The organism is Streptomyces sp. NPDC025651, assembly GCF_055558735.1.
The window spans coordinates 207569-233665 of record NZ_JBVHLZ010000006.1; the positions used below are offsets into that span (position 1 = coordinate 207569).

Consider the following 26097-nt stretch of genomic DNA (forward strand, 5'->3'; position numbering starts at 1 on the left):
CCGCAATGGATCGGAACTCACATCCAAGTAAAGCGGACGGAAATACCACGTCCGACAACTCTGCTTATGTCACTGTCTGTAGGCACGCTCTGAGTCGACCCCCCGTCAGCTTCACTCGTCAACCGGAATCTAACATTGGATATCCAGCATCGGCAACCACTTGATCTTCACATCTCACATGCATTCGTACCCCATTCAACTACGCTGGGCAACACCCGCTTTGACCACGGAACTCTCCGTTCCGTCGAGTTCTAAACCACTCACAAAACCCGGCATTCCGGACGTTCACTTTCGGCCAGCCGTGGCACAGAGCGAACACAACCGGGCAGTAAGCGGGCGACGTTGGGGGCCTACCGTCGGTAGCACCCGTACACGGCCCGTAAGCATCCGGAGCCACTTCCCCCCACACGCCAGAGTTATTCATAGAAAGGTGCAGAGAACAGAGGAGGAGAGATCAACAAACGAATAAGTGCAGGCCGTCCGGCATTTAGCCCCGCCTCCCGATAGACGAGTGAATGACATCTGGCCATCTCCCTGAACAATCATGCTACGGTCATGCGTCGTCGGATCGAAGGGGAGGGCCACGGCATCGTCCTGCGAGGTGCGGAACATCGCATTGGCCTAGGCCTTGCGACTTCTGATTGGCCTAGGCCTCATGACTTCTGAAACGGCACCTTCCGTCAGGAAGTGTCCGCCCTTTCCCTGTCCCGGTACGCGGCGAGGAAGCCTCGCCCCAAAGCCCTCATCAGCCCTTATCCGTCTTCCCGAGCGAACGATTCATTGATGTCAACCGCCAGGTAAGGGGAGGTACGCGGTGACAGAGGAAGAACCAACCCCTCGGCTGGCCGTTCTGGGCGCCGGCGTCATGGGGGTCAGCATCACGACGCTGGCTCTCGCACGGGGCGTCCCGGTCGTCCTGATCGAGACCGATCCGAGGAAGCGGGCGGACGCCCCGGCCAGGATCGAGCGCGAACTGCGCACCGCGCAGCTCATGGGCGTACGCACCGAGACACCCCGCGGGGAACTGACCACCGGCGCCTCGGCGGCCGACTGCGCGGGCGTGGACGTGGTGATCGAGGCCATCACCGAGGAGGCCGGGCTCAAGGCCGCGGCGCTCACCGAGGTGGCCGGGATCGTGGGCGCGGAGACCGCGCTCGTCACCAACACCTCGTCCATCCCCGTCGACGAGCTCGCGGGCAAGCTGCCGCGCCCCGAGCAGCTGCTCGGCGTCCACTTCATGAATCCCACATACCTGATCGGCACCGTCGAGGTGATCCGCGGCTCGCGCACGGCGCAGCGCGCGGTGGACTCGGTGGGCCGGCTCCTGGCGGCGCTCGGCCGCCGCGGCGTCTTCGTCGGCGACGGGCCCGGCTTCGTCACCAGCCGCGTGCTGCACCGCATGATCAACGACGCGGCGCGCGTGGTCGAGGAGGGGCGGGCCGGCGCCGAGGACGTCGACACGCTGATGCAGGAGTGCCTGGGACACCGCACAGGGCCGCTGCGCACCGCCGACCTGATCGGCATCGACAACCTCGTCGACTCGCTGTGGGTGCTGCACCAGCGCACCGGCGACGAGGGCTGCCGCCCGTGCGACCTGCTGCTGCGCATGGTCCGCGACGGCGAGCACGGCCGCAAGAGCGGACAGGGCTTCTACACCTATACGGGAGTGGTCTCCTGATGGCCGGTCAGCTTGCCGCGGACGAGCAACTCCTCGACTACGTACGGCAGATGTCGCTGCGCGATGACGACGTGCTGAGCGATCTGCGCGCCGAGACCTCCGGCATGCCGATGCTGCAGGCGATGCTGGTCCTGCCGGAGGAGGCCCAGCTCCTCGCCCTGCTGGTGCGGGTGACCGGCGCCTCCAGCGTCCTGGAGGTCGGCACCTTCACCGGCTACAGCAGCCTGTGCATGGCGCGCGCCCTGCCGCCCGACGGCACGGTCGTCACCTGCGACATCAGCGAGCGCTGGACCCGCATCGCCCGGCGCTACTGGGAGCGCGCCGGTGTCGCCGACCGGATCGACCTCCGGATCGGGGACGCCGCCGAGACGCTCGGCATGCTCGCCACCGAGCGCGGCGCGGGCAGCTTCGACCTGGCCTTCGTCGACGCCGACAAGGCCAACTACCTCCGCTACTACGAGCAGTCGCTCGCCCTGGTCCGTCCGGGCGGTCTGCTCGTCCTCGACAACACCCTCTTCTTCGGCAAGGTCGTCGATCCGGCCGCGCAGGACCCGGACACCCTGGCCATTCGCGAACTCAACACCCTGCTGCGTGACGACGACCGCGTGGACATCTCCATGCTCGCCGTCGCGGACGGCCTCACCCTCGTCCACAAGAAGCCCTGAGAGGAAGCGCGGAGATGAGCGAGCCCACCACGACCCGTCAGATATCGGCGGACGACGTCCGGACCGAGCTGAAGCGGTTCCTGACGGAGCGCACCAAGACCGACTGGGCGGCGGACACCGACCTGTTCGCCACCGGCGGGGTGTCCTCCCTCTTCGCGATGGAGCTGGTGGTCCACGTGGAGAAGACCTTCGACCTCGCCGTCGAAGGGCCCGACCTCAGGATCGACAACTTCCGTACGGTGAACGCCATGACCGAGCTCGTGCTCCGTCTCGCCGGGGCCGACGCCGGTGAGTGACGAACTCCGGGACCTGATCGGCGCGGAGGTCGGCGACCGGGCCGCCGCGTGGGACCTGGCAGGGGCGATCCCGCTGGAGGTGCTCCGCGGGCTCGGCGCCAAGGGCGCGCTGTGCGCGGAGGTCCCCACCGAGTTCGGCGGGCGCGGCCTGACGGGTCTCCGGAACGGTGAACTCACCGCCCACGCGGGCGCGTTGTGCAGCTCGCTGCGGAGCGTGATGACCTCGCAGGGCATGGCGGCGTGGACGATCCAGCGGTTCGGCACGCGGCGCCAGCGCGCCGACGAGCTCGCCCGGCTCACCCAGGGCGGCCTGGCCGCCGTGGCGTTCAGCGAGCCGCAGGCCGGCAGCGACCTCGCGGCGATCAGCACCACGATCGTGGACGACGGCGACGAGGTGGTCCTGAGCGGCCACAAGGTGTGGTCGACCGCGGCCGCCTACGCCGACGTCGTCGTGGTCTTCGGCCGCTACCGGGACGAGGCCGCGGCCGTGGTGGTCCCCACCGACACCCCCGGCGTGACGGTGCGGCCCGTTCCCCAGCCCCTCGGCTGCCGCGCGGCCGGGCACGCCGACGTGGTGCTCGACGGCGTACGCCTGCCCGCCGCCAAGGTGCTCTCGGGCGCGAGCCAGTCCCTCGCCCTGCTCACCACGATCGCCCTCACCTACGGCCGCCTCTCGGTCGCGTGGGGCTGCGTCGGCATCATCCGCAGCTGTCTGCGGGCCGCCGCCTCCCACGCCCGTACCCGTGAGCAGTTCGGCAAGCCGCTCGGGCAGCACCAGTTGATCGCCCGTCACCTGTCGGAGCTGGTGGTCGCCGAGCAGACGTCGACCCGGGTGTGCGAGCACGCCGCGGGCTGCTGGGACACCCGTTCCGCCGAGCTGTCCGGCGCGGCGGTGCTCGCCAAGCACGTCGCCGCGGGCCAGGCCGCGCACGCCGCGTCCACCGCGGTGCAGGTCCTCGCCTCCGCGGGGTCCGTGGACGGCGAAGCGGTGGCCCGCGCCTACCGCGACGCCAAGTTGATGCAGATCATCGAGGGCAGCGAGGAGATCTGCCAGCTGATCCTCGCGGAACGCGCGTTGGAAGGTGTGGCATGACGACCCCGACCGCCCCGACGAACCGGACCGCAGCCGTGGGCATCGGCGCGATCCACTGCCTGCTGCCGGACGAGCGGACGTCCGTCGCGGACCTGCCCGAACTGGCCCGTCTCACCGACGAGGAGCTGAAGTTCGCCGAGCAGGCGGGCATCAAGTCCGTCGGCGTCTTCCCCGACACCGAGCCGACCGAACTCGCCGCACGCGCCTGCCGCGAGCTGCTCGCCGGGCAGCCCGACGTCCCCGACCTGCTGCTGCACATCGGGTCGCGGGCCCCTGACGTGCTGATCGGCTCGGACTCGGGGAAGATCGCGCACCTCGCCGGTCTCGCCGGCACCTTCCCGTTCACCGTCGACGGCCTGGGCTGCGCCGGTTCGTCGGCCGCCTGGGGCCTGGGCCGCGATCTCCTCCTCGGCGACCCGTCCCGCAAGAGCGTCCTGATCACCTACGGCAGCCGCCCCACCGCGGCCGACCGCGTGCGCCGCCCCGTCACCGTGGTGGGCGACGGCGCGTTCGCGATGACACTGGTCCGAGGCGGGCGCCCGGTGCTCAAGGCGCACCGCATGGAGGCCGACAGCTCCTTCCACGACCTGTTCAAGGTCGACTACAAGCACCATCCCTGGTCCCAGTGGCGCGAGGAGTGCGCCGACAACGACCGCTACTCCTTCGAGCTCGCCATGCACAGCCGTACGCGGCTCGGCAAGCTCGTCGACCAGGTCCTCGCGGACGCGGGTCTCGGCAGGGACGCGGTGGCCGCCACCCTCATGCAGAACGTCACCGCGAGTGCCTTCCAGTTCTACAGGACCACGCTGGAGCTGCCGATCCACCCGGTCTGCGCCACGCACCTGGCGGAGCTCGGCCACCTCGGCCCGATGGACGTCGTCCTCAACCTCGACCGCCTCCTCGCCTCCGGGGAGCTGGCGACCGGGCAGCACGTCCTCGTGCTCAGCAACAGCCCGGTGGCCGCCTGGACGGTGACGTTGTGGGAAGTGTGAACGCGCCCCGAGACGAAGAGGGAGCAAGCCGGTGACCGAACCGCAGCCGACCGTCAAGTGCCTGGTCTGGGACCTGGACAACACCCTGTGGCGCGGCACGCTCGTGGAGGACGGCGAGGTGGTCCTGCACGAGGGGCTGCGCGACGTGATCGTCGCGCTCGACGAACGCGGCATCCTCCAGGCGGTCGCGAGCCGCAACGACCACGACCACGCCTGGGGGCAGCTGGAGAAGCTCGGCCTCGCCGAGTACTTCGTGCTGCCGCGCATCAACTGGGGCGTCAAGTCCGCCTCGGTCGCCTCGATCGCCCAGGAGCTGAACTTCGCGATGGGGACGATCGCCTTCATCGACGACCAGCCGACCGAGCGCGCCGAGGTCGCGTTCCACCATCCCGAGGTCCGCTGCTATCCGGCGGAGGACGCGCTCGGGCTGCCGGACCTGCCGGAGTTCACGCCGCCCGTGGTGACCGGCGACGCACGCCGCCGGCGGCAGATGTACCAGGCGGGGATCCGCAGGGAGGCCGAGCGCACCGAACACGCGGGCAGCGACGAGGAGTTCCTGCGCTCGCTCTCCCTGGACCTGCGCGTCGAGCGCGCGGGCGACGAGGAGATCGCCCGGGTCGAGGAACTGACCCTGCGCACCAGCCAGATGAACGCGACGGGGGTGCACTACTCCGACGAGGCGCTGCGCGCCCTGGTCGCGGACGAGCGGCACGAGGTGCTCGTGGCCTCGCTCACCGACCGCTTCGGTCCGCACGGCGCGATCGGCGTGATCCTGCTGGAGCGGCGCCCCGACACCTGGCACATCAAGCTCCTCGCCACCTCCTGCCGCGTGGTGTCCTTCGGTGTGGGGGCGGCGCTGCTGCGCTGGCTCACCGACGAGGCGGCGCGGGCCGGGGTGCCGCTGACGGCCGGGTTCCGGCGTACGGAACGCAACCGCATGATGGAGGTCGCCTACCGCTTCGCGGGGTTCCAGGAGGCACCCGAGCGGATGCGGGACACGGGCGGCGACGCGGACGCGGAGGGGGTGCAGACCCTCGTCCTCGCCCCCACCCGCCAGGACCCGCCCGCGCACCTCAGGGTCCTCGCCCCCCGCCTGTTCGGCTCCCCGCACGAGCCCGTCGAGTGGGTGCCCGCCGCGGAGTGAACCGCCGGTCCGCGCCACGACCGAGCCGTGGCGCGGACCGGGACCGCGGGCTCGCTCCACCGGTCGGCGGGCTCACTCCGTGGCTTCGGCCTCCACCGGCTTCGGGATGAGGAAGGACGTCACGAAGGCCGCCGCGATGAGGACGACTCCGGCGATCATGCCCGCCGTGTATCCGGCGGGCGAGGTCTTGTCGGCCGGTGCCGCGGCGGTCTGCACGGCGTACAGGACGGCGAAGCTGAGCCCCGCGCCGAGGTTGAACGCGCCCGCGTTCAGGCCCGGCAGGAAGCCCGGGTTCTCCTTCGGCGAGAGCACGATGCCGAGGCCGTTGAGGACGATGTTGCCCACGCCCGCGTAGGTGACGCCGATGAGGATCGACGCCGCGAGGAGCAGCAGCCGCGAGTCGGCGTGCAACGTGAACAGCATCAGGGTGACCGTCACGGCCGAGCCGATCAGGCCGATCCGCAGGATGCGGCCGTAGCCGTACGTGGCGGCCAGGCGCCCGGCGAGGGGGCCCATCGCGAGGCCCGCGAGGGCGTACGGCGTCAGGGTCCACCAGGCGGACTGCTCGGCGGTCATGCCGAAGCCCGCCTCCGCGTCCTGGGCGAAGGCCGGGATCATGCCGTTCATGACGGCGAAGACGCCGGTCATGGTGAGCACCGTGGTGAGCAGCAGCGCCCAGGTGGAGCGCTGGCGCAGGTGCCGGGTGGCGACCAGGGGGTGGCTGCTGCGGTCCTCGGTGCGCCAGAACAGGGCGAAGGCGACGGCGGTGACGACGAACAGACCCGCGACCAGCGGCCAGTTCGCCTTGCCCAGCTTGCCGGCCTCGTTCAGGGCGATGAGGGCCGCGCCGACGGAGATGACCAGGAGGGTGACGCCGGGCCAGTCCATGCGGCTGTCGGCGGTGTCCGCCGCCTTGGACTCCGGGGTCAGGGTGGCGACCAGGAGCGCGGCGACCGCGGCCACGGCGGCCATCACCCAGAACACCGACTGGAAGCCGTAGTGGTCGGCGAGGAAGCCGCCCGCGAGGGAGTCGACGCCCGCGATGCCGCCGTTGACGGCGGTGATGACGCCCAGCAGGGTGCCGTACTTCTTGGGCTCGTGGACCTCGTTGCGGAGCATGATCAGGCACAGCGGCACGGTGGGCCCGGAGACGCCCTGGATGACGCGGCCCGCGAAGAGCAGCGGCACGCTCTCGGCGAGGGCCGCGACGACGCAGCCGACGACCATGAGCGCCAGCATTCCGGCGAGCACCTTGCGGCGGCCGATGAGGTCGCCGAGGCGCGGCAGGAAGAGCGAGAAGAGCGCGGCCGAGGTGAAGAACGCGGTCTGGGTCAGGCCGACCTCGGCCGAGGTCGCCCCGAGGGAGTCCTCGATGTTCTTCAGGGCGGGGCTGAGCATGCTCGCGTTGAGCTGGAAGGCGAAGCAGGCCGCGAGGAGCGCGGTGACCAGGACGCCGATGCGGACGGGGCGTGAGCCCCGCATGCCGCCGCCGGGGGCGGCGGCCGGTTCGGTGAAGGAGGCGTTCATGCGCGCACGTCACCGATCCGTTCGAGGGCGTCCACGATGAGGTCCCAGAAGCGCTGGTGGTCCAGGTCGACGGCGACCTGGGTGTGGCAGTCGTCGGGGGCGGGCGCGCGGAAGTCCGTCACGGTCATGCCGAGGGTGAGGGTGCCGGTGAGTTCGATGTCCACGGGGGCCTTGCGGACGGTCATGACGCTCGGGTCGATGACGTAGGCGACGGCGCACGGGTCGTGGACCGGCGGCGCGTCGAAGCCCTGGGCCTCCAGGTACATGGCGCCGAAGAAGTCGAGGAGCTCGTTGACGAAGACGGCGGGCTTGGTGCCCACCTTCGCGATGCGCTCGACGACCTCGGGGGTGGCGAGGGCCTGGTGGGTCAGGTCGAGGCCGACCATGGTGACCGGCCAGCTCTCGTTGAAGACGATGTGCGCGGCCTCGGGGTCGATCTTGATGTTGAACTCGGCGACCGGGCTCCAGTTGCCCGTGTGGTAGCCGCCGCCCATGAGGACGACCTCGCGGACGCGCTCGACGATGCGGGGCTCCTTGCGCGCGGCAAGGGCGATGTTGGTCAGGCCCGCGGTGGGGACGATGGTGATCTCGCCGGGCTCGTGCGCCATGACGGTGTCGATGATGAGGTCCACGGCGTGCCGGGAGTCGAGCTCCAGGGTCGGCTCGGGCATGACCGGGCCGTCGATGCCGCTCTCGCCGTGGATGTCCGGGGCGGTCTCGACCTCGCGTACGAGGGGACGGGGGCAGCCGGCGGCGAAGGGGACGCCGGTGATGTTCGCGATGCGGGCCACCGACAGGGCGTTGCGGGTGACCTTCTCCAGGGTCTGGTTGCCCACCACGGTGGTGACGGCGACCAGCTCGACATCCGGATTGCCGTGCGCCAGGAGCATGGCGATCGCGTCGTCGTGCCCGGGGTCGCAGTCCAGGATGATCTTTCGGGGCATCGCGGAACCTCTTTGTTCGGCTGAGTCGGCGCCGCGGGACGCCGACTCGGGAAAACGTTCTCCCAAGACTGTGTGCACAGCTGCGAATTATGTCAATGACGGACGACACAGCCCGGCAAACTCGCCCGGAACGGACATGGTTCGGCGCGGCCCGCGGCGGAACACAGTCCACCAAATACGGGCGAAATGGCCCACGAAATGGTCCCTGGTGACGCCACAAGGCCGCTGATAACGTTTGCCGAAACGTACCGAAGGGCGGGTGGGCGCGGCGTGGCCGACGTAACGCTGAGAGATGTGGCCCGTGCCTCGGGCTGCTCCGTCGCCACGGTCTCCCGGGTCCTGGCCGGCACGCGGCCCGTCGGCACGGAGACCGCCCGCCGCGTCCGCGAGGCCGCCGACGCGCTCGGCTACCGCCCCAACCACGCGGCGCGGGCGCTGCGCAGCCGCTCCACCGGCACGGTCGGCCTCGTCCTGCCGCAGATCACGAACCCCTTCTACCCCACGCTCGTGCGGGAGTTGACACACGCCCTGAACGCGGACGGGCGCGCCGTGCTCCTCGCGGACTGCGACGACGACCCGGCGGCCGAGGCGGAGTACATCGCCGACCTGCTGAGCCGGCAGGTCGACGCCCTGCTGGTCATCCCGGCGCACGAAGTCCGCAGCAGGGCGGCGGTGGCCTCGGCGGCGGCCCGGGTGCCGCTCGTCCTGATGGACCGGGGCTGCGGGCCCGGCATCGCCGACTCCGTCGCGGTCGACAACAGCGCGGGCATGGCCCTCGTCCTCGACCACCTGGCGCGCACGGGCCGGCGCCGCGTCTGCTTCGTCGGGGCGGCGGGCACGGCATCGGCGGCCGCCGAGCGGCGCGTCGCGTACGCGGCAGGGGCGGGCGCGCTGGATCCCGCCGCGCCGGACCGGGTGCTCCTCGGGGACTTCTCCGTGGAGTGGGGCCGGGCCGCCGTCGACGAGGTGTGGCAGGACCGGCCCGACGCCCTGGTCTGCGCCAACGACCTCATCGCCATCGGCGCGCTGCAGCGCCTGCAGCAGCTGGGCGCCGACGTGCCCGGCGAGGTCGCCGTCACGGGCTTCGACGACATCCCGATGGCGGCCCTGTCCGCGCCGGGCATCACGACGGTCCGCCAGCCGGTGCCGGAACTGGCCGCCGAGGCGGCACGCCTCCTGGGGCACCGCCTGGCCGACGGCACCGGCGACGGCGGCCCCCAGCGCGCGATACGCCTCGCGCCGGAACTCGTCGTACGCGCATCGAGCCACGCCGCTCCCTGACCGCGCCCGCGCACGGGCCGCGCGGCTCTCCGCACACGACAGCTGGCCTGTTCGCGCCCTGGGAAAGACGACGCGGCGTGCGTAAAGCTGCTCCCCGGGTGAAGCTGATCACCGGGTCGAGGTGATCTCTGCACCGCACGGACATCACCGAGCGAGGGGTGGCAACCATGCCGAACGACAGCGCGCAGCCTTTCGAGGAAGCGACGCGCACCTACTACGAGACCGATGATGTCGACGCGTTCTACGACGCCGTCTGGGGCGGCGAGGACATCCACATCGGGATCTACGACCATGAGCACGAGGCCATCGCCGACGCCTCCCGCCGCACCGTCCAGCGCGCCGCGGCCGAGGTCGCCGACCTCCTCACACCGGGGAGCACCGTCCTCGACCTCGGGTCCGGGTACGGCGGCTCCTCACGCCATCTGGCCGAGCACTTCGGCTGCCGCGTCGTCGCCCTCAACATCAGCGAGGCGCAGAACCGGCGCCATCGCGCCGCCAACGTCGAGCGCGGGCTCGACGGGCTCATCGAGGTCGTCACCGGCTCCTTTCAGGACATTCCTTACGCGGACGGGCACTTCGACGTCGTCTGGTCCCTGGAGGCCTTCTGCCACAGCGGCGACCGGACGCGCCTCCTCAACGAGGCCGTCCGTGTGCTCAAGCCGCAAGGGGCCCTGGTGTTCACGGACTTGATGGCCGCCGACGACTCCCTGGAGGAGGAGCTGCGGCCCACCGTGTCCCGGCTCGGCGTGGACGCGCTGGCCACACCGGAGTTCTATCTGCGCACGCTCGCCGAACTCGGCGTCTCCCGCGCCGACTTCGACGACCGGAGCGATCACCTGACCCAGCACTATGTGCGGCTGACCGAGGAGACGGAGAGGCGTCAGGAGGAGCTGCGCGGCGTCATCAGCCCCGGCTACGTGGACAACCTGCTCGCCAATCTGCCGCTCTGGGCGGACGCGGCCCGCCGCAAGCAGCTGCGCTGGGGCATCGTCCACGGCCGCCGCGCCTAGGCGGGACGAAGCAGCGCACCGCGCCCGCCCCGCGGCCGCACGGTCTTCACACAGATCCGCTGAGTCGTCTGCTCCGCGTCCGTGCCGGTCTTCGGGGTGCTGGGCCGGCCGCAGGCCGACGCACCCGCGCCGCAGGCGCCGACCGGCCGGCGACACCGGGTCCCCGGGTGCCGGCCGACCGGCGTCTCACCTGTTCAGCGCTTCGTCAGCGCTGCACCCGCCACTCGACCGCGTCCGTCAGAAGGGACCGCAGCCGCGGGTCCCTGACCGCGTCCGTCGGATCCGTGGCACGGACCGACAGCGTGTGGGCGCGACCGTCCGACGGGACGCCCAGGGCGCGCGGCGTCACCACGGTCTCGTCCCGCACGCGTCGGACCTCGCGGCCGTCCACGCTCCAGCGGAGCCGCACGCCGTCCGCCGCCTCGACGCGGACCTTGGTGTCGCGCCGCACCGCACGGTCCGTGGCCGTCACCGGGGTGACGACGGACGCGTGCCGGTGGAAGCCCGCGATCATGGCCTCGCGCCCGGGCAGGTTGAACTCCCGGCCGAGCGTGCGCATGATCGAGTCCGTCGTGGGGCGGTAGAGACCCCGCGGGTAGTAGCCGCCGCCCTCGTACGCACCGACCGTCCCGCCGTCCGGTGAGGTCTGGCCGATCCACCGGTACCACTTCTTCTTCTGTGCGGTGAGCTGGTCGGCCGTGAGCTTGCTGATGTTGGACTCCCACGGCTCGGCACCCGTGTAGGTGCCGTACTCCTCGTACCAGTACTCGTCGGCCAGCTTGCCCAGCGAGTGGCCGGTCTCGTGGACGGCGACCTGGTCGGACTGGGCGTGGTCGGAGGAGGCCGTGGCGATGCCGTCGTAGCCGGACGGCGAGGTGATGTCGTTGTAGCCCGCGCCGCCGTACTTGGTGGAGTTGGCGAGGACGATGACCAGATCCGGGTCCGCGGCCTTCTTCGCGTACGACTCCACCTTGTTGGTGTCGACGCACAGCAGACGCTCGATGCCGTCGCAGAAGAACGCCGAACCGAGGGCGGTGTCCTTCACGGTGCCGCTCGTCGGGTCGCCGGAGACGCCGGACTGCCGCGAGACCGCGTCCACGGCCCACACGTTGAACAGGTTCTTGTACGCGGCGTACGGCTCCACGGCGGAGATCTTGGCCCACTTGGCGCGCACGTCCGCGTGGAAGTCCTCCTGCTGCGAGGCGGTGTAGCCGTCGCCGATGAAGACCACGTCGAGCTTGGTGTCGGTGGGCCCCGTCTGGACGATGGGGACGACATCGCCGTCGCCCTTGATCCTGGCGCGCTCCTCGGGGGCGAGCGGCTCGGAGGCGGGGACCTCGGTGTGCCGGGGGTGCGTGCCGGGTCCGGTGAAGTACTCGACGCGCTCGGTCCGTTGGGCCGCGGGGCCCTGTTCGTCGGCCGCGGTGGCGGTGCCCACCGGAGCGGTCACCGCGAGCGCCGCGGTGAGAGCGATGCCGGAGGCGAGGGCGATGCGCAGCGGCGTGCGTCTGGCACGGCCGGGTATGGGTTGCGTGGGGGGCATGGTCGTCCTTCCTGAGTCCGCGATATAAATGGCGGGTTAATTGGGGTTAAGGCGCGGCTCAACGTAGGGGTTCTTGGGACTCCAGGCAATGGGTGTGCGTCAAGTTGTCGGTGAAGGCGGCGAGTTCACGCCGCACGAGCCGGACGGCCGGGTGCGGCGCACGGAGGGGCGGCAATGGCACAGAAGAGTTCCGAGGGCGGCGCACGCCCCGACGACCCGGCCGAGATCGGGCGGCGCGTCCTGCGCCTGCGCGGTGAACGCGGCCTCACCCAGCGGCAGTTGGCCGAGCCCGCCTACACGCCCGCGTACGTCTCCACTCTGGAGTCCGGCAAGGTGCGCCCCTCCGAGGCCGCCCTGCGCCACCTCGCCGAGCGCCTCGGCGTCAGCTACGACGAGCTGGTCACGGGCCGCCCCGCCCACCTGGCCGCCGACCTGCGCCTGCGGCTCACCGACGCCCGGCTCGCCCTGGCCACCGGCGCGCCCGAGGACGCGGCCGCGCTCTTCCGCGCCCTGCGCGCGGAAGCCGTCGGGCACGGTCTCGCCGAGGAGGAGGCCGCCGCGCTCCAGGGCCTCGGCGACTGCCTGCTGGAGTCCGGTGACCTCACGGGCGCTCGCGACTGCTTCGCCGCCGTCGAGCGGCTGCTCGCCGACGAGCCGCTGCCGCGCCGTGTTCCGGCCGTCCGCGGCCGTGCCACCGCCCATCTGCTCACCGGTGAACTGCGCTACGCCTGCTACCTGTTGGAGAGCACCCTCGACGAACTCGACGCCGCGGGACTGCACGACCCCGACGCGCTGCTGCTCCTGTACACGGCGTCCATCGCGCCGTACATGGACATGGGCGCCCACGCCCGGGCCGCGCACGCCGCCGAGCTGGCCCTCGCGCTCGCGCCGCGCGTCGACGACCCGGCGCTGGTCGCGGGGATGCACCGCGGGGTGGCCCGCACGCTCATCGCCGAGGGCCGCATCGCCGAGGCCGACGCGTCGCTCGCCAAGGCCCAGGAGCTCTACCGCCAGCTGCACATCCGCACCGAACTCGCCCACTGCCACTGGATGCGCGGCTATGTGCACGCCCAGGACGGCGACCTGGAGCACGCCGAGAGCGAGCTGCGCACGGCCCGCGACATCCTCGCCTCCAAGCGGGCCGCGCTCTTCACCGAGCAGGTCGAGGTCGAGCTCGCGGACGTCCTGCGGCGGCGGGGCAAGGCCGAGGAGGCGGAGGCGCTGCTGCGTCCCCTGCTCACCACCGGCGACGACGAGGCGACCGGCGCCCTCGGGGCCGGGCGCGGCGCCGTGCACGCGGGCGGCGCGCACCGCCTGCTCGGGCTGATCGCGGAGGACCGGGGCGACACCGAACGCGCCGAGGAGCACTACTGCGCCGCCCTGTCCCTGCTCGAACGCTCCAGCGCGGCCGGGGACTTGGCGGACCTCTGCCGTCTGCTGGGGGATCTGCTGCGCCGCACCGGACGGGTGGAGGCCGCGATGGACGCGTACCGCACGGGTCTCGGCCACCGGGCCGCCCCCGGCACGACCACGCTGGGCCCCGCGCCCGCCACTCCCCCGATGTAGCCACCGCGCGCACGCCCCGCCGCTGCATCGAAAGATGTACCGCCATTTCATCCACGGCTACGACTCACAAGATCGCCCGGCCGCCGACGATGAAAGGGATGGTGAACGCGCCCACAACCGGCGCCTTCGTACGGCGGAACCGAGGAGAGACCCATGGCAGCCCCGTCCCCGCAGCCCCGCACCTCCGCGGCCCCGCCCTCGTTCACCGCGGCCCTGGGGCGGGCCCTCTTCGGCGGCGTCGTCATGGGCGTGGCCCTCGGCGCGGGCACGGCGCTCGGCCCCGCGCTCGCCGACGCCGTCGGCGTGAGCGGGTTCGTGGCCCGGCTCATCCCGGCCGCGCTGGTCAGCCTGATGGCCGTGCCCCTGGTCGGGTACGCGCTGCGCCGCCGGGGCGGATCCCTCAAGGACGTCGGCTTCGGCGGCGCGGGCGAGAACCTGCGGGCCCTGCTCGTCGGGGCGGGCGTGACGACCGGCGCCGCGGCGCTCGTGCTCGGCGCGGGGACGGCGGCCGGGCTGCTGCGCTGGTCGAGCCCCGACCTGCCCGTCCTCGCCGGCTTCCTGGTGTCCAACGGAGTGGTCGCGCTGCTCCTGGAGGCGCTGCCCGAGGAGACGACCCTGCGCGGCCACACATGGACCTCGCTGCGCGCCCGCCTCGGCGGCGTCGGCTCCGCGCTCGGCACGACGGCCGTGTTCCTGGTCGTACCCGGCCTGTCGACGGTGGTGGGCGCCGCGGTCGCGCCGCTGGTGGGCGAGGAGGCCGACCCCGTGGGCCTCGCGCCGGGCGGCGGGAATCCGGTCGACTACCTCGTCCTCCTGACAGTGTTCGGCCTCATGCTCGTCACGGCCCGCACCGCGCTGCGCCGCGCCCCGCTGTGCGTCGGCATCGGCGCCCATCTGGCCTTCCTGACCGTCAACCGGGTCGTGTTCGAGGGGGGCGAGCGCGGTGCGGGCTGGTCCGTGGAGACGTCGTCGCCGGACGTGGAGCTGCTGGTACCGGTGTATCTGCTCGTCGCCACGGCCGCCTTCGCGGTGCTGCGGCGGATGGGGAAGCGGCGCGGGGACGGCGGCGCGGCCGCCCCCGGACAGGTGCCCGCCGCGGGCGGCGCGCCCGCCGTCGCGGCACCGCACTGATCCGGCCGCGCCGGGATCTTCGGCGGCTCCCACGCATGGACGGCCAAGGGCGGGGTGCTGCACCATGGCGGGCAGACAGCTGTTCAGCGTTCCCCGCCACGCCATGACAGCCCAGGCCGACGCCTGGAAGGGAGCGGCCACTTGGCCTCCTCACCGTCCCTGCCGGAGCCGACCCCGTCCGCGGCACCGCGCCCGTCCGCGGCACCGACCGCCGACCGCACCGCCCGTCACGCCCTGCCGGCCACCGCCGACGTCGTGATCGTCGGGGGCGGGGTGATGGGGGCGAGCATCGCCTTCCACCTCGCCGAGGCGGGCGTACGCGACATCGTCGTCGTCGAGCGCGGCGAGCTGGGCGGCGGCAGCTCGGGCAAGCCGATCGGCGGAGTGCGGGCGCAGTTCTCCGATCCGCTCAACATCGAGCTGGGCCACCGGAGTCTGCGCGCCTTCCGCGACTTCCCGCGCCGCCCCTGCGCGGACATCCAACTGGCCACCGTCGGCTATCTCTTCCTGCTGACCGGCGCCCGACAGGCGGCGGACTTCGAGGAGGGCGTGCGCACGCAGAACCGCCTCGGCGTCCCCAGCCGCATGATCGGCCCCCGCGAGGCCCGCGTGCTCTGCCCCTACCTCAGCACCGAAGGCCTGGTGGCCGCCGCCCACTCCCCCGCCGACGGCCACGCGCGGCCCGCGCTCGTCGTCCGGGGGTACGCCCGCGCCGCGGCGCGCGCGGGCACGGTCTTCGCCACGCACACCACGGTCACCGGCATGGACACGGCCGGCGAACGCGTCACCGTCGTGCACACCGACCGCGGGCCCGTCTCCTGCAGGGCGGTGATCTGCGCCGCCGGAGCCTGGTCGGCGCGGATCGGCTCCCTGGTGGGCGTCGATCTGCCGGTGCGCCCGCTCCGGCGCCAACTCGCCTTCACCGTCCCGCTGGTGCCCGCGGCACCGCGCATCCCCTTCACGATCGACTTCGCGTCGTCGGCGTACTTCCACAACAGCGACGACGGGCTGCTCCTGGGCCTCGCCGACCCCGGCGAGACCGAGGGCTTCGACACCACGTGGACCCCCGAGTGGCTGGACCTCTTCCGCGCGGTCGCGCGGCAGCGCGCGCCCGCCCTCGCCGACATGGAGACGTGCCGAGGCTGGGCGGGCCTGTACGAGGTCACCCCGGACCACAACGCGCTCATCGGACGCGCCGCCTCGCCGGTCAACTTCCTCTACGCCACCGGGTTCTCCGGGCACGGCTTCCTGCAGGCCCCCGCGGTGGGCGAGATCGTCCGCGACCTGTACCTGGAACGACGGCCGTGCGTCGACGTCACCCCGCTGCGCGCGGACCGCTTCCGCGCCGGCGCCGTGAACCGCCCGGAAGCCCATGTGGTCTGAGGAGCGGGCCAGTTGGGGCGGACACAGCGAAAGGACGTCGTCGCGATGATCTCGCAGTGGCGGCTGCGCGCCGCGTTCGCCGAGCGGCTCTCGCGGATGTACGGGCGCGAGGTCCCCGCGTACACCACGCTCGTGGACGTCTCGCGGGAGGTCAACGAGGACGTGCTGCGCGCGCGGGGCGCCGACGCCGAGCGCCTCGGCTCCATCGGCCGCGTCACCGCCGAACGGCACGGCGCCATCAGGGTCGGCACCCCGAAGGAACTGCGGCAGGTCGCCCGCGTCTTCGGCGCCCTCGGCATGCACCCCGTCGGCTTCTACGACCTGCGCGAGACCCCCTCCAGCGCGCTGCCCGTCGTGTCGACCGCGTTCCGTCCCGTGGCCGAGGACGAGCTGGCCCGCAATCCGTTCCGGGTCTTCACCTCCATGCTGACCGTCTCCGACCCCCGTTTCTTCGACGCGGACCTGCGCGAGCGCCTCACCGCGTTCCTGGCGGGGCGCGAGCTGTTCCCGCCCGAGCTGCTCGCGCTCGCCGACCGGGCCGAGGCGGAGCGGGAGCTGTCCGAGGAGGAAGCCGAGCGGTTCCTCGAACTGGCCGTGCGGTCCTTCGAGTTGTCGCCCGAGCCCATCGACAGGGACTGGTACGCCGCCCTGGAGCGGATCTCCGCCGTCGCCGCCGACATCGGCGGTGTACGCAGCACCCACATCAACCACCTCACCCCGCGCGTCCTGGACATCGACGAGCTGTACCGGCGCATGACCGAGCGCGGCATCGAGATGATCGACACCATTCAGGGGCCGCCCCGCTGGGCGGGGCCCGACGTCCTGCTGCGCCAGACCTCCTTCCGGGCGCTCGCCGAGCCACGGGCCCTGCGCGCCGCGGACGGCAGCGTGACCCGCGGCGCGCTGCGGGTGCGCTTCGGCGAGGTCGAGGCCCGCGGGATCGCCCTCACCCGAAAGGGCCGCGCCCTCTACGACCGCATGCTCGCCCTCGTCGACGAGCGGGCGGCGCACCGCCCCACCGCCGAGCGCGGGGACGTCGCGCGGGCCGTGTGGGCCGAGCACCTGCCGCCGACCGAACGCGAACTCGCCGCGCGGGGGCTCGGGTTCTTCACCTACCACGTGGTGCCCGACAGGCCCAGGGACGGCAGCCTGCCGCCCACCGACATCGAGGGCCTCCTCGACGGCGGCTGGGTGCGGGCCGAGCCGATCGTGTACGAGGACTTCCTGCCCCGTTCCGCCGCCGGCATCTTCCAGTCCAACCTCAGCGACACGGGGTCCAGGAACAGCGACAGGGAAGGCGGTGCGTACGACGCGGACCGGCTCTCCGGCATGCTGCACCGCGAGGTCGTCGACCCCTTCGCGCTGTACGAGCGGCAGCAGGACCGCTCCCTCGCCCACGTCGCCCGCGCACTCAGCCCCCAGGGAGCCCCATGACCGGCATCGTCCTGCCCACCACCGACACGCTGCGCGCCCGTGCCCGCTCCGCACTCGACCGCGTCGGCGTCACCGTCCCCGAGGGCGCCGCCCTGTGGTCCCGCACCCCCGTCACCGGCGAGAACCTCTTCGGCCTCGCCGCGGCGGGCGCGGCCACGACCGAGGAGGCGCTCGCCGCCGCCCGCGCGGCCTTCCTCGACTGGCGCACCACCCCGGCCCCGCGCCGGGGCGAACTGGTGCGCAGGCTCGGCGAGTTGCTGCGCGCGCACCAGGAGGACCTGGCCGACCTGATCACCATCGAGGCGGGCAAGATACGCTCCGAGGCGCTCGGCGAGGTCCAGGAGATGATCGACATCTGCGACTTCGCCGTCGGTCTGTCCCGGCAGCTCTACGGCCGCACCATCGCCTCGGAGCGCCCCGGGCACCGCCTGGCGGAGACCTGGCACCCCCTCGGTGTCGTCGGTGTCATCTCCGCGTTCAACTTCCCCGCCGCCGTCTGGTCGTGGAACACCGCCATCGCGCTGGCCTGCGGCGACACCGTGGTGTGGAAGCCCTCCGAGCTCACCCCGCTCATCTCGCTCGCCTGCGACCGACTCCTCGCCCGGGCGGCCGACGACGTCGGGGCGCCCCGCGACGTGCACCGGCTGCTGCTCGGCGGCCGCGCCGTCGCGGAGCGACTCGTCGACGACCCGCGCGTCGCCCTGGTCAGCGCCACCGGCTCGACCCGCATGGGGCGCGAGGTCGGCCCGCGCGTCGCCGCCCGCTTCGGCCGCTCCCTGCTCGAACTCGGCGGCAACAACGCCGCGGTGGTCGCCCCGTCGGCCGACCTGGACCTCGCCGTGCAGGGCATCGTGTTCGCCGCGGTCGGCACGGCGGGGCAGCGCTGCACGACGCTGCGCCGTCTGATCGTGCACCGCGACATCGCCGACACGCTCGTCGGCCGGCTCACCGCCGCCTACCGGAAGCTGCCCATCGGGGACCCCTTCGACCGGGCCACGCTCGTCGGACCGCTCATCTCCCCCCAGGCGCTCGACCGGATGCGGGGCGCGCTGGCCCGCGTACGCGACGAGGGCGGCGAACTCCTGGCGGGCGGCGCCCGCCGCCCGGTGGACACGGCGCCCCACGCCGCGTACGTCGAACCGGCGGTGGTGCGCGTCGCCGGGCAGACCGACGTGGTCCGCGAGGAGACGTTCGCTCCCGTCCTGTACGTGATGACGTACGACACCTTCGACGAGGCGATCGCCCTGCACAACGACGTGCCGCAGGGCCTCTCGTCGAGCATCTTCACCCGCGACCAGCAGGAGGCCGAACGCTTCCTGTCCGCGGAGGGCTCGGACTGCGGCATCGCCAACGTGAACATCGGGACGTCCGGCGCGGAGATCGGCGGAGCGTTCGGCGGGGAGAAGGAGACGGGCGGCGGCCGCGAGTCCGGGTCGGACGCGTGGCGGGCCTACATGCGGCCCGCCACGAACACGGTCAACTACTCCAGCACGCTCTCCCTCGCCCAGAACGTCAGCTTCCTGTGACGCTCACCGGCCCTCCCCTCGGCAGGTGAGGTCCTTGCCGGGGAGCCTGCCGGTGGTCAGGTAGTTCGTGACGGTCCGGTCCGCGCAGGAGCCGAAGGGATAGACACCGTGGCCGACCCCGTCGGCCACGGTGACCATCCGGGAGCCGCGCAGGGCCCGGTGCATGGCCCGGCCGCCTGTCAGGGGCGTCTGGGAGTCCCACGCGTTCTGCACCACCAGGGCCCGGACCGTGTTGCCGACCTTCGGATCGAGCTCGTCGGCGGGCTTCCAGAAGGCGCACGGCGTGATGGTGGAGGCGAAGTCGCCGTACAGCGGGTACCGGGCCTTGTCGCGCACCGCGTCGCGGCCGTACCGCTCGGGATCGCGCGGCCAGGTACGAGGGTCGGCGCACATGACGGCCCACAGGCTCGAGTCGTAGTTGTCCGCGGGAACGCCGCGGGAGAGCGCTTCCTCGGCGGGGCCGGGCGTCGGCTCGGGCGTACGGGGCGGGGGCGGCTTCTCGCCCTCGGCGGCCCTCTTCAGCGCGGCGACCTTTTCCGCCCCCTTCTCGACGTGGAAGAACTCCATGCGCGTGGCGAGGCGGATGTCGTCACCGGTGAGGCGTTTCCCCTCGAAGGCGAGGGGCTCGCGGTCGGCCCGGGACACGATGCGCCAGAAGGCCCTGCGGACCTCGGCCGGTGTCCTGCCCAGGTGGTACGTCGTGTGCCGCCGGGCCGTCCACTCGCTCCAGCGCACGAACGCGGGCTCGCTGCCCTTCGCGATCTGCTGGAGGGTGTCCCGCCCGAAGCGGGCGGGGTCGGCGGCGCTGTCCAGGACGAACCGGTCGGCGCGGCGGGGGAACATCTGCATGTAGACGGCCCCGAGGTAGGTGCCGTAGGAGTAGCCCAGGTAGGAGATCTTCTTCTCGCCCAGTGCGGCACGCACGACGTCCAGGTCGCGGGCGGTGTTGCGGGTGGTGATGTGCCGCAGCCTGTCGCTCTCCTTGGCCCGGCACTTGTCGGCCACCGTACGGGCCCATCGCACGTCCTTCGCGAAGGTCTCGGCGTGATACGGACGGTCGCTGTTCAGGTCGCCGCCGGTGAGACCGCAGCTGAGCGGGGAGCTGCGGCCGATGCCTCGCGGGTCGAACCCGACGAGGTCGTACGTCCGCCTCACTTCCTCGGGGAGTTCGGCCCCTGGGTCGAGCGGCATGCCCAGGCCCGGGGCGGCGGGGCCGCCGGGGTTGAGCAACAGCACACCTCGGCGTTCCTTCGCGCTGGTCGCCCTGATCCGGGAGACCGCGACGTCGAGCTTCCTTCCGCCGGGATCGCGGTAGTCGAGCGGCACTTGGACGGTCGCGCACTGGAAGGTGGCGGGGGTCGTCGCGGCGCAGCGCCGCCAGTCGACCTTCTGGTGCGTGTACTGCCGCAGAGGGCCCTCGGCCGCGGCGGCCGCGGACGCCGGGGTCCCGGATCGGACAAGGTCCGTCACAGGTGCCGCCGTCGAGACGAAGGCCGCCGAGGCGCCGACGGCCAGGAGGGTTGCCACATGTGTCTTGCGCACTACGATGCTCGTCCTCAGTGGAGAGAGTTGACGGGCCTTTGCCCTTCTCGTACGGGGGAGGCCTGCGAATCGATCGCTCCGCAATCCTGGATCCGGAGGCTTCGGTCGCACATCGCGGCACAGCGGGAAAGTGCTCTCCCCCGATCGGGGGAGAGCACCGGGGAGTTGCCCCGCAGGGCTCGGCCGGGCACGCTCAGCGGCCGGGCGGTGGCCCGAGCTCGGCGAGCGCGCGTCCCATCCGCTCCACCGCCTCGCGCAGGATCTCCGGTGACGTGCCGAAGTTGAGGCGTACGCAGCCCGCGCCGCCCGTGCCGAAGACGTGCCCGGAGCTCAGCGCCACGCGGGCCTTGTCGAAGAACAGCTTCGCCGGTCCCGAGAGTTCGCTCACCACCCCGGGTCCCGCGCTGTCCTCGTCGTGCAGCGCGAGGCGGGTGAAGTCCAGCCAGGCGAGGTACGTGCCCTGTGACGGGAGGTAGCCGGCGTGCGGAAGGTTCTCCTGGACCAGCGTGCCCAACAGGCTCCGGTTGGCGTCGAGTCCGACGAGGAGTTCGTCGAGCCAGTCGCCCGCGTCGCGGAAGGCCGCCGTGTGGGCCAGGATGCCCAGGTGGCTGGGGCCGTGGCCGACTTCCTCCGGCATCCGGCGCAGGTCGCCCACCGCCTCGCTGCCCGCGACGGCCAGGGCGGCCTTGAGCCCGGCGAGGTTCCAGGCCTTGGACGCGGAGGTGACGCAGAAGCCGTCCTCGGAGCCGGGCACGCTCAGGAACGGCGTGAAGTGGGCTCCGGGCAGGATCAACGGAGCGTGGATCTCGTCGGAGATCACGCGCACGCCGTGGCCGCGGGCGAGCGCGGCGATGGCGGTCAGCTCGGCGCGCGTGTGCACGACGCCGGTCGGGTTGTGCGGATTGCTCATCAGGAACGCCGCCCGCCGCCCGCCCCGCCGGGCGCGCACGAACGCCTCTTCGAGCGCGTCCAGGTCGGTGCGCCGATCGGGGCCGAGGCGGGCCTCGACGACCTCCCGTCCGTCGTGGGCGACGAAGGCGTAGAACGGCGGGTACACGGGCGGGCAGACGACGACCGCGTCTCCGGGGTCGGTGACCAGCCGCAGTATCTCGACGATGCCCAGCATGACGTCGGGCACGATCGCGGTGTTCTCGACCCGCAGGCCGTCCCACCGCCAGCGCGTGGCGGCGAACGCGGCGAGGGACTCGGCGTAGGCGGTGCCGAAGGGGTATCCGGTGTCGCCGCGGTCGACGGCCCGGTGCAGGGCTTCGGCGACGGGCGGCGCGAGGGGGACGTCCATCTCCGCCACCCACAGCGGCAGCACGTCCGCGGGGTGCGCGCGCCACTTCATGCTGGTGCGCTCTCTCAGTTGCGCCACGGACAGCTGCACCAAGGGGTCTGTCCGGCGGTTCGACGGTTCACTCGTGCTCATGCGGTGCTCCCCGGGCTGAGGTCAGCCTTCTTCGAGACGGCGTACGGCTGCCAGGGCGCGGTCGGCGTGCGCGCTCATCCGCAGTTCGCTGCGGACGACTTCGGCGACGGCGCGGTCCCGGCCGATGACGAACGTGACGCGCTTGGTCGGGGCCGGCGAGAAGCCGCGCGTCACCCCGAACCGGCCGCGCACGACGCCCTCGGGGTCCGAGAGGAGCGGGAACCCGAGGGTGTGCCGCTCCGTGAACTCCCGCTGGCGCTCCACCCCGTCGCCGCTGATGCCCACGGGCCGCGCCCCCGCGGCACCGAACTCGGCGGCCAGATCACGGAAGTGGCAGGCCTCGGCCGTGCAGCCGGGCGTGAGCGCGGCCGGGTAGAAGAACAGCACGACGGGGCCGTCCGCGAGCAGTTCGGAGAGCCGCCTCGGGGTGCCGGTCTCGTCCGGCAGGGTGAAGTCCTCGACGGTGTCGCCCACCGCCACGCGCGCGGTCATGCCCTGCTCCCCTGCGACGTACGGTCCGTTGACGCTGCCACGGTGCCTCCTCGAGTGCGGGAGCGAAACCCTACTCCAGCCATGATCCGCACGGACGCGCCCATGCGATGCTGGGGCACTACCGGCCCATGAAAGGGCCGGTGACCAGGGAACATCGGGACGAGCCAGGGAGCGTACGGGATCGCGATGGCAGCGGCACGACGGACAGCGAAGGGCGTCTGGGACCGTTTCTCGGCCTCGGACCCGGGACTCCTGCGGCTCATGGCGGGACTGCGCACGGTCGGGGCGATCCTCCTCGCCCTCGCCGTGCTCGCCCTGCTCGGCACCTCGGTGTCCCATCTGGTGGCGGGCGCGATGGCGGCGATGGTCGCCACGTTCGCGATCCAGGAGAAGGAGGTGCGCGGCCAGGCGATCACGCTGGCGCTCGGCCTGCCCGTGGCGCTGGCGGCGATATCCCTGGGAGCGCTGCTCAACTCCCGCGTGGTGACAGGCGACCTCTTCTTCGTCCTGCTGATCTTCGGGGCGGTGTACTCCCGCCGGTTCGGCGACCGGGGCACCGCGCTCGGCCTGATCGGCTTCCAGGTGTACTTCGTCTCCCTGTTCGTGAGCGCTTCGGTGTCGGCGCTGCCGGGGCTGTACCTGACGCTGACCATCGCCTTCGTGTGCAGCGCCGTCGTGCGGTTCGCCGTGGTGCCCGAGACTCCGGAGCGGACCCTCGCCCGGCTGCGCGAGGCGTTCAGGGCCCGGCTCGCCCAACTCGTCGCCCACCAGATCGAACTCCTCGACGCCGACGCCGACGACGTGCCGGGGGTCCTCGACGACCTGCGGCGCAGCACCGCCCGGCTGCACGAGGCCGCGCTCATGATCCAGGGCCGTCTGGAGGAGGGCACCCGCGACGCGTCCGCCGCGGCGCTGCTGCAGCGCAGGGTCGCCGACGCCGAGATCGCCGCGGAGCGCCTCGGTGTGCTGCTCCTGAACGCGCGCAGCGCCGAGCGGGTCGAGACCATCACGCTGCACCTGCCGAACGCCCCCGCCCCCGCGCCGGGGCGCACCCGCATCGGGCAGGACGCGGGCTCCGCGCTGCGCAGGGACCTGCGGGCCCTGCATCTGCTCGTCGTACGCCTGGTGCCCGACGATCGCGGTACGGCGCTTCCCTACGTACGCAACAGGCTGCTCGGCTACCGCGAGGAGCAGGGTCTGCCGCAGGGTTCGCCGGCGGTCCAGGACTGCTTCCGCGCGGTCGGTGAGGCGGCGCGCGCGATCCTGGGCCTGCGTCTCGCGGTGGACGGCGCGCGCGACGAGGAGTACGACAGCCCGGAAGCCGCCCGTTCCCGCGAGGAGTTCGAGGCGGAGGAGATCTCGCTCTCCGGTGAGGCGGTGGAGCAGGCGGAGGAGGAGCCGACGGGGCTGCGGCGGCCGACGACCAGGGCGGCCGTGCAGGTCGCGGTGGGCTCGGCCCTCGCCATCGTCGGGGGCGAGTTCCTGTCGACGCAGCGGTGGTACTGGGCGGTCCTCACCTGCTGGGTGGTCTTCCTCAACACCGCGTCCACCGGGGAGATCCTGGTCAAGGGCTACCGCCGGCTCGTCGGTACGGTCCTTGGCGTGGTGGCCGGTGTGGCGCTGGCCGGAGCGGTCGGCAACCACACGTGGATCGCGTTCGCCCTGGTCGTGCTCTGCATCTTCGGCATGTTCTTCACGGCCCCTCTGTCGTACGCGATGATGTCCTTCTTCGTCACCGCGATGCTGGGACTGCTCTACACGCTGCTCAACACCTACAGCCTGGACGTCCTCGTGCTGCGCATCGAGGAGACGGCGCTCGGCGCGGCCTGCGGGATCATCGCGGCGGTCCTCGTCCTGCCGGTGCGCACCTCGCACCGTACGGACGAGGAGCTCGGCACCGTCCTCGCGCGGCTGCGGGACGTCGTGTCGGCCGCCGTCTCCCAGCTCAGCGGCGGGCCCGCGGTCGATCTGGTCGACCTGGCACGGGACTTGGACACGGCACTGGACGATCTGCGCAGCTCCACGAAGCCGTTGACGCATCCGATCGCCCCGCTGCGGGCCCGGCGCCAGACGGCCCGCTATGTCGTCGCGCTCCTGGAGACGTGCGCGTACCACGCGCGTTCGCTTGCGGCGACGGCCGAGCTGGTGCCCTCCAGCAAGAGCGTCGCGGCCGATGCGCGTCTCGCGCTCGCCGGGCGGCGCATCACGCACAACATCGACCTGATCGCCGCGCAGGTGCGCGACGAGAACCCGGACGGCACCATCGAGTCGGGGGCGAGCATCGCCTCGATGCTGGACAGCGGCCGCCACGAGGTCCTGCGGACCGGCTCGGTGGCGTTCCGTGTGCTGCGGCATCTGCAGCGGCTCGACGAGGGGATCGTCGGTCTGGCCCGGCCGCTCGGAGTACCGATCGCGGGGCGCGACCGGGACGCGGTGTCGGGGTGACCCCACCTCTGGTGACGGCCCTGTCCGGCGCGGAACCGGACAGGACGATGCGCGGAAACGGCCGCTCACAGGGTGTAGCTCCGGCGCGACTGTCCGGCTCGATCTGCAGGACCACGCGCTCGAACCCGAGGACCTCGTGGGCATACACGGTCATGAGCCGGACGGCACGGAGCGGCAGATGCCGCCCCGGTACCTGGCGCCGACGGCGCAGCCCGTGCTGCCCCGGGTCAGGCTCAGGAGGACTTCGCCCAGCGGAGCTCCTCCGTCAGCGGTGATCGCGAGGTGCAGCCGCTCTCCGGCGATCCGGGTGCGGCGGATCATGTCGAGGTACGCGGTGGCCGCCGCCAGGTCGAAGGGCGACGCCGACGGCGAGCGGCGCGCGATCTCGGGATCGTCGACAGGGCTCACCATGGCGGGCAAGTCGGCGTCAGCCCATTCGCGCAGCACGATGCCGTGACCCACCAGGCGCACCGGAGCGTCCGCTTCTGGCATGACCGCCATGGAGGCCACGGCCTTGCCGTTCGTCTTCGGCGCGGCGGGCGTGCAGGGCGGGGGGAACGGGGTGCTCATCAGTCCTGGCTTTCTCGTGGTGTGTCTCGTGGGGATCTCCTCGACCGTGCTCCGGGAGATCACGATGGGGCGCCCCGAGTCCTCGGGACGCGCCGTCGGCGACGCCATCCGGGAGCTGAGCGAATCCGTCGAGGCGCTCCAGGCGTTCACGGTGGCAGGCCGGGGCTCGGTGACCCACGCCTGCCTCCAGGCACTCTCCCGCGCCTACCTGGCCTGCGGCCCCGCGCACACGAAGACCTCGGTGAAGATGCTCGCGGAGGCGACGGGCCGCAACAGCAAGACGGTCATGAACCACCTGACCAGGGCCCGCAAACTGGGCCTCTTGAACGGCCGCCCTTAGCCGACTGCCCCTGGCCTCCGGGGTCGGGGGCAGAATCGGGCCGGGGGCCGGGGCCGGGCCACG

At 72.3% G+C, this 26097-nt stretch carries 22 protein-coding genes; 15 read left to right on the top strand and 7 right to left on the bottom strand.

All coding sequences use genetic code 11. From position 1 onward, the window contains the following. Window positions 1-814 precede the first annotated feature (814 nt). From ACZ4D5_RS22610 to ACZ4D5_RS22635, 6 genes are read left to right on the top strand one after another with little or no spacing between them, the layout of a single operon-like run. Window positions 815-1678, top strand: a complete 864-nt coding sequence (locus ACZ4D5_RS22610) for a 3-hydroxyacyl-CoA dehydrogenase family protein (protein ID WP_467774179.1) — start codon at window positions 815-817, stop codon at window positions 1676-1678. Next, window positions 1678-2343, top strand: a complete 666-nt coding sequence (locus ACZ4D5_RS22615) for an O-methyltransferase (RefSeq protein ID WP_467774180.1) — start codon at window positions 1678-1680, stop codon at window positions 2341-2343. The genes ACZ4D5_RS22610 and ACZ4D5_RS22615 overlap by 1 nt, the downstream gene beginning before the upstream one ends. A 14-nt stretch (window positions 2344-2357) precedes the next feature. Continuing rightward, window positions 2358-2639, top strand: coding sequence for an acyl carrier protein (locus tag ACZ4D5_RS22620; RefSeq protein ID WP_467774181.1), 282 nt, complete (start codon window positions 2358-2360; stop codon window positions 2637-2639). Continuing rightward, the gene (locus ACZ4D5_RS22625; RefSeq protein WP_467774182.1) at window positions 2632-3732 is read left to right on the top strand and encodes an acyl-CoA dehydrogenase family protein; all 1101 of its coding nucleotides are present in this window, start codon (window positions 2632-2634) and stop codon (window positions 3730-3732) included. The genes ACZ4D5_RS22620 and ACZ4D5_RS22625 overlap by 8 nt, the downstream gene beginning before the upstream one ends. Beyond that, on the top strand, window positions 3729-4724 hold the full coding sequence (locus ACZ4D5_RS22630; RefSeq protein WP_467774183.1) for a 3-oxoacyl-[acyl-carrier-protein] synthase III C-terminal domain-containing protein: 996 nt from the start codon (window positions 3729-3731) through the stop codon (window positions 4722-4724). Before ACZ4D5_RS22625 ends, ACZ4D5_RS22630 begins: the two co-directional genes overlap by 4 nt. A gap of 31 nt (window positions 4725-4755) precedes the next feature. Beyond that, window positions 4756-5868 carry an HAD-IIIC family phosphatase gene (locus ACZ4D5_RS22635; protein WP_467774184.1) on the top strand — a complete coding sequence of 371 codons (1113 nt, stop codon included), beginning with the start codon at window positions 4756-4758 and terminating at the stop codon, window positions 5866-5868. A gap of 72 nt (window positions 5869-5940) precedes the next feature. Here the strand turns inward: ACZ4D5_RS22635 and uriT are convergent, their stop codons facing one another. Together uriT and uriH are read right to left on the bottom strand one after the other, a co-directional pair. After that, window positions 5941-7395, bottom strand: coding sequence for a uridine transporter UriT (gene uriT / locus ACZ4D5_RS22640; protein WP_467774185.1), 1455 nt, complete (start codon window positions 7393-7395; stop codon window positions 5941-5943). Further along, window positions 7392-8339, bottom strand: coding sequence for a uridine-preferring nucleoside hydrolase UriH (gene uriH / locus ACZ4D5_RS22645; protein WP_467774186.1), 948 nt, complete (start codon window positions 8337-8339; stop codon window positions 7392-7394). The genes uriT and uriH overlap by 4 nt, the downstream gene beginning before the upstream one ends. A gap of 294 nt (window positions 8340-8633) precedes the next feature. On the opposite strand from uriH, the gene ACZ4D5_RS22650 reads away from it, so the two are divergent. Both ACZ4D5_RS22650 and ACZ4D5_RS22655 read left to right on the top strand, forming a co-directional pair. Continuing rightward, window positions 8634-9620: a LacI family DNA-binding transcriptional regulator gene (locus tag ACZ4D5_RS22650; protein ID WP_467774187.1), complete on the top strand. Its 987-nt coding sequence runs from the start codon at window positions 8634-8636 to the stop codon at window positions 9618-9620. Window positions 9621-9787: 167 nt separating this feature from the next. Beyond that, entirely contained in the window at window positions 9788-10630 is an 843-nt protein-coding gene (locus tag ACZ4D5_RS22655; protein WP_467774188.1) for an SAM-dependent methyltransferase, read from the top strand. Between the two features lie 205 nt (window positions 10631-10835). On the opposite strand, the gene ACZ4D5_RS22660 is transcribed toward ACZ4D5_RS22655, so the two are convergent. After that, window positions 10836-12173, bottom strand: a complete 1338-nt coding sequence (locus tag ACZ4D5_RS22660) for a M64 family metallopeptidase (RefSeq protein ID WP_467774189.1) — start codon at window positions 12171-12173, stop codon at window positions 10836-10838. Between the two features lie 174 nt (window positions 12174-12347). Between ACZ4D5_RS22660 and ACZ4D5_RS22665 the strand changes: the two genes are divergently transcribed. The 5 genes from ACZ4D5_RS22665 (at window position 12348) to amaB (ending at window position 19213) form a co-directional block, all read left to right on the top strand. Continuing rightward, window positions 12348-13739, top strand: a complete 1392-nt coding sequence (locus ACZ4D5_RS22665) for a helix-turn-helix domain-containing protein (RefSeq protein ID WP_467774190.1) — start codon at window positions 12348-12350, stop codon at window positions 13737-13739. 153 nt (window positions 13740-13892) lie between these two features. Then, window positions 13893-14870: a type II CAAX prenyl endopeptidase Rce1 family protein gene (locus ACZ4D5_RS22670; protein WP_467774191.1), complete on the top strand. Its 978-nt coding sequence runs from the start codon at window positions 13893-13895 to the stop codon at window positions 14868-14870. 234 nt (window positions 14871-15104) lie between these two features. Continuing rightward, entirely contained in the window at window positions 15105-16253 is a 1149-nt protein-coding gene (locus tag ACZ4D5_RS22675; RefSeq protein WP_467774472.1) for an NAD(P)/FAD-dependent oxidoreductase, read from the top strand. A gap of 45 nt (window positions 16254-16298) precedes the next feature. Continuing rightward, complete coding sequence (gene hglS / locus ACZ4D5_RS22680; RefSeq protein WP_467774192.1) at window positions 16299-17687, top strand: 2-oxoadipate dioxygenase/decarboxylase; 1389 nt, start codon at window positions 16299-16301, stop codon at window positions 17685-17687. Further along, window positions 17684-19213 (top strand): L-piperidine-6-carboxylate dehydrogenase, encoded by a 1530-nt coding sequence (amaB, locus tag ACZ4D5_RS22685; RefSeq protein WP_467774193.1) that lies wholly within the window; start codon window positions 17684-17686, stop codon window positions 19211-19213. The genes hglS and amaB overlap by 4 nt, the downstream gene beginning before the upstream one ends. Before the next feature lie 3 nt (window positions 19214-19216). On the opposite strand, the gene ACZ4D5_RS22690 is transcribed toward amaB, so the two are convergent. The 3 genes from ACZ4D5_RS22690 to ACZ4D5_RS22700 form a co-directional block, all read right to left on the bottom strand. Then, complete coding sequence (locus ACZ4D5_RS22690) at window positions 19217-20755, bottom strand: alpha/beta hydrolase (RefSeq protein WP_467774194.1); 1539 nt, start codon at window positions 20753-20755, stop codon at window positions 19217-19219. Between the two features lie 193 nt (window positions 20756-20948). Next, complete coding sequence (locus tag ACZ4D5_RS22695) at window positions 20949-22187, bottom strand: MalY/PatB family protein (protein WP_467774195.1); 1239 nt, start codon at window positions 22185-22187, stop codon at window positions 20949-20951. 21 nt (window positions 22188-22208) lie between these two features. Then, window positions 22209-22679 (bottom strand): peroxiredoxin, encoded by a 471-nt coding sequence (locus ACZ4D5_RS22700; protein WP_467774196.1) that lies wholly within the window; start codon window positions 22677-22679, stop codon window positions 22209-22211. A 186-nt stretch (window positions 22680-22865) separates the two neighbouring features. Between ACZ4D5_RS22700 and ACZ4D5_RS22705 the strand changes: the two genes are divergently transcribed. Further along, a complete protein-coding gene (locus tag ACZ4D5_RS22705) occupies window positions 22866-25124 on the top strand; it encodes an FUSC family protein (protein ID WP_467774197.1) in 2259 nt (752 codons plus the stop codon). A gap of 150 nt (window positions 25125-25274) precedes the next feature. Here ACZ4D5_RS22705 and ACZ4D5_RS22710 read toward each other — a convergent pair whose 3' ends face one another. Beyond that, entirely contained in the window at window positions 25275-25616 is a 342-nt protein-coding gene (locus tag ACZ4D5_RS22710) for a GNAT family N-acetyltransferase (protein WP_467774198.1), read from the bottom strand. On the opposite strand from ACZ4D5_RS22710, the gene ACZ4D5_RS22715 reads away from it, so the two are divergent. Then, window positions 25615-26034 (top strand): hypothetical protein, encoded by a 420-nt coding sequence (locus tag ACZ4D5_RS22715; RefSeq protein ID WP_467774199.1) that lies wholly within the window; start codon window positions 25615-25617, stop codon window positions 26032-26034. The two genes, ACZ4D5_RS22710 and ACZ4D5_RS22715, sit on opposite strands and share 2 nt — an antisense overlap. The last annotated feature ends 63 nt before the right edge of the window (window positions 26035-26097 follow it).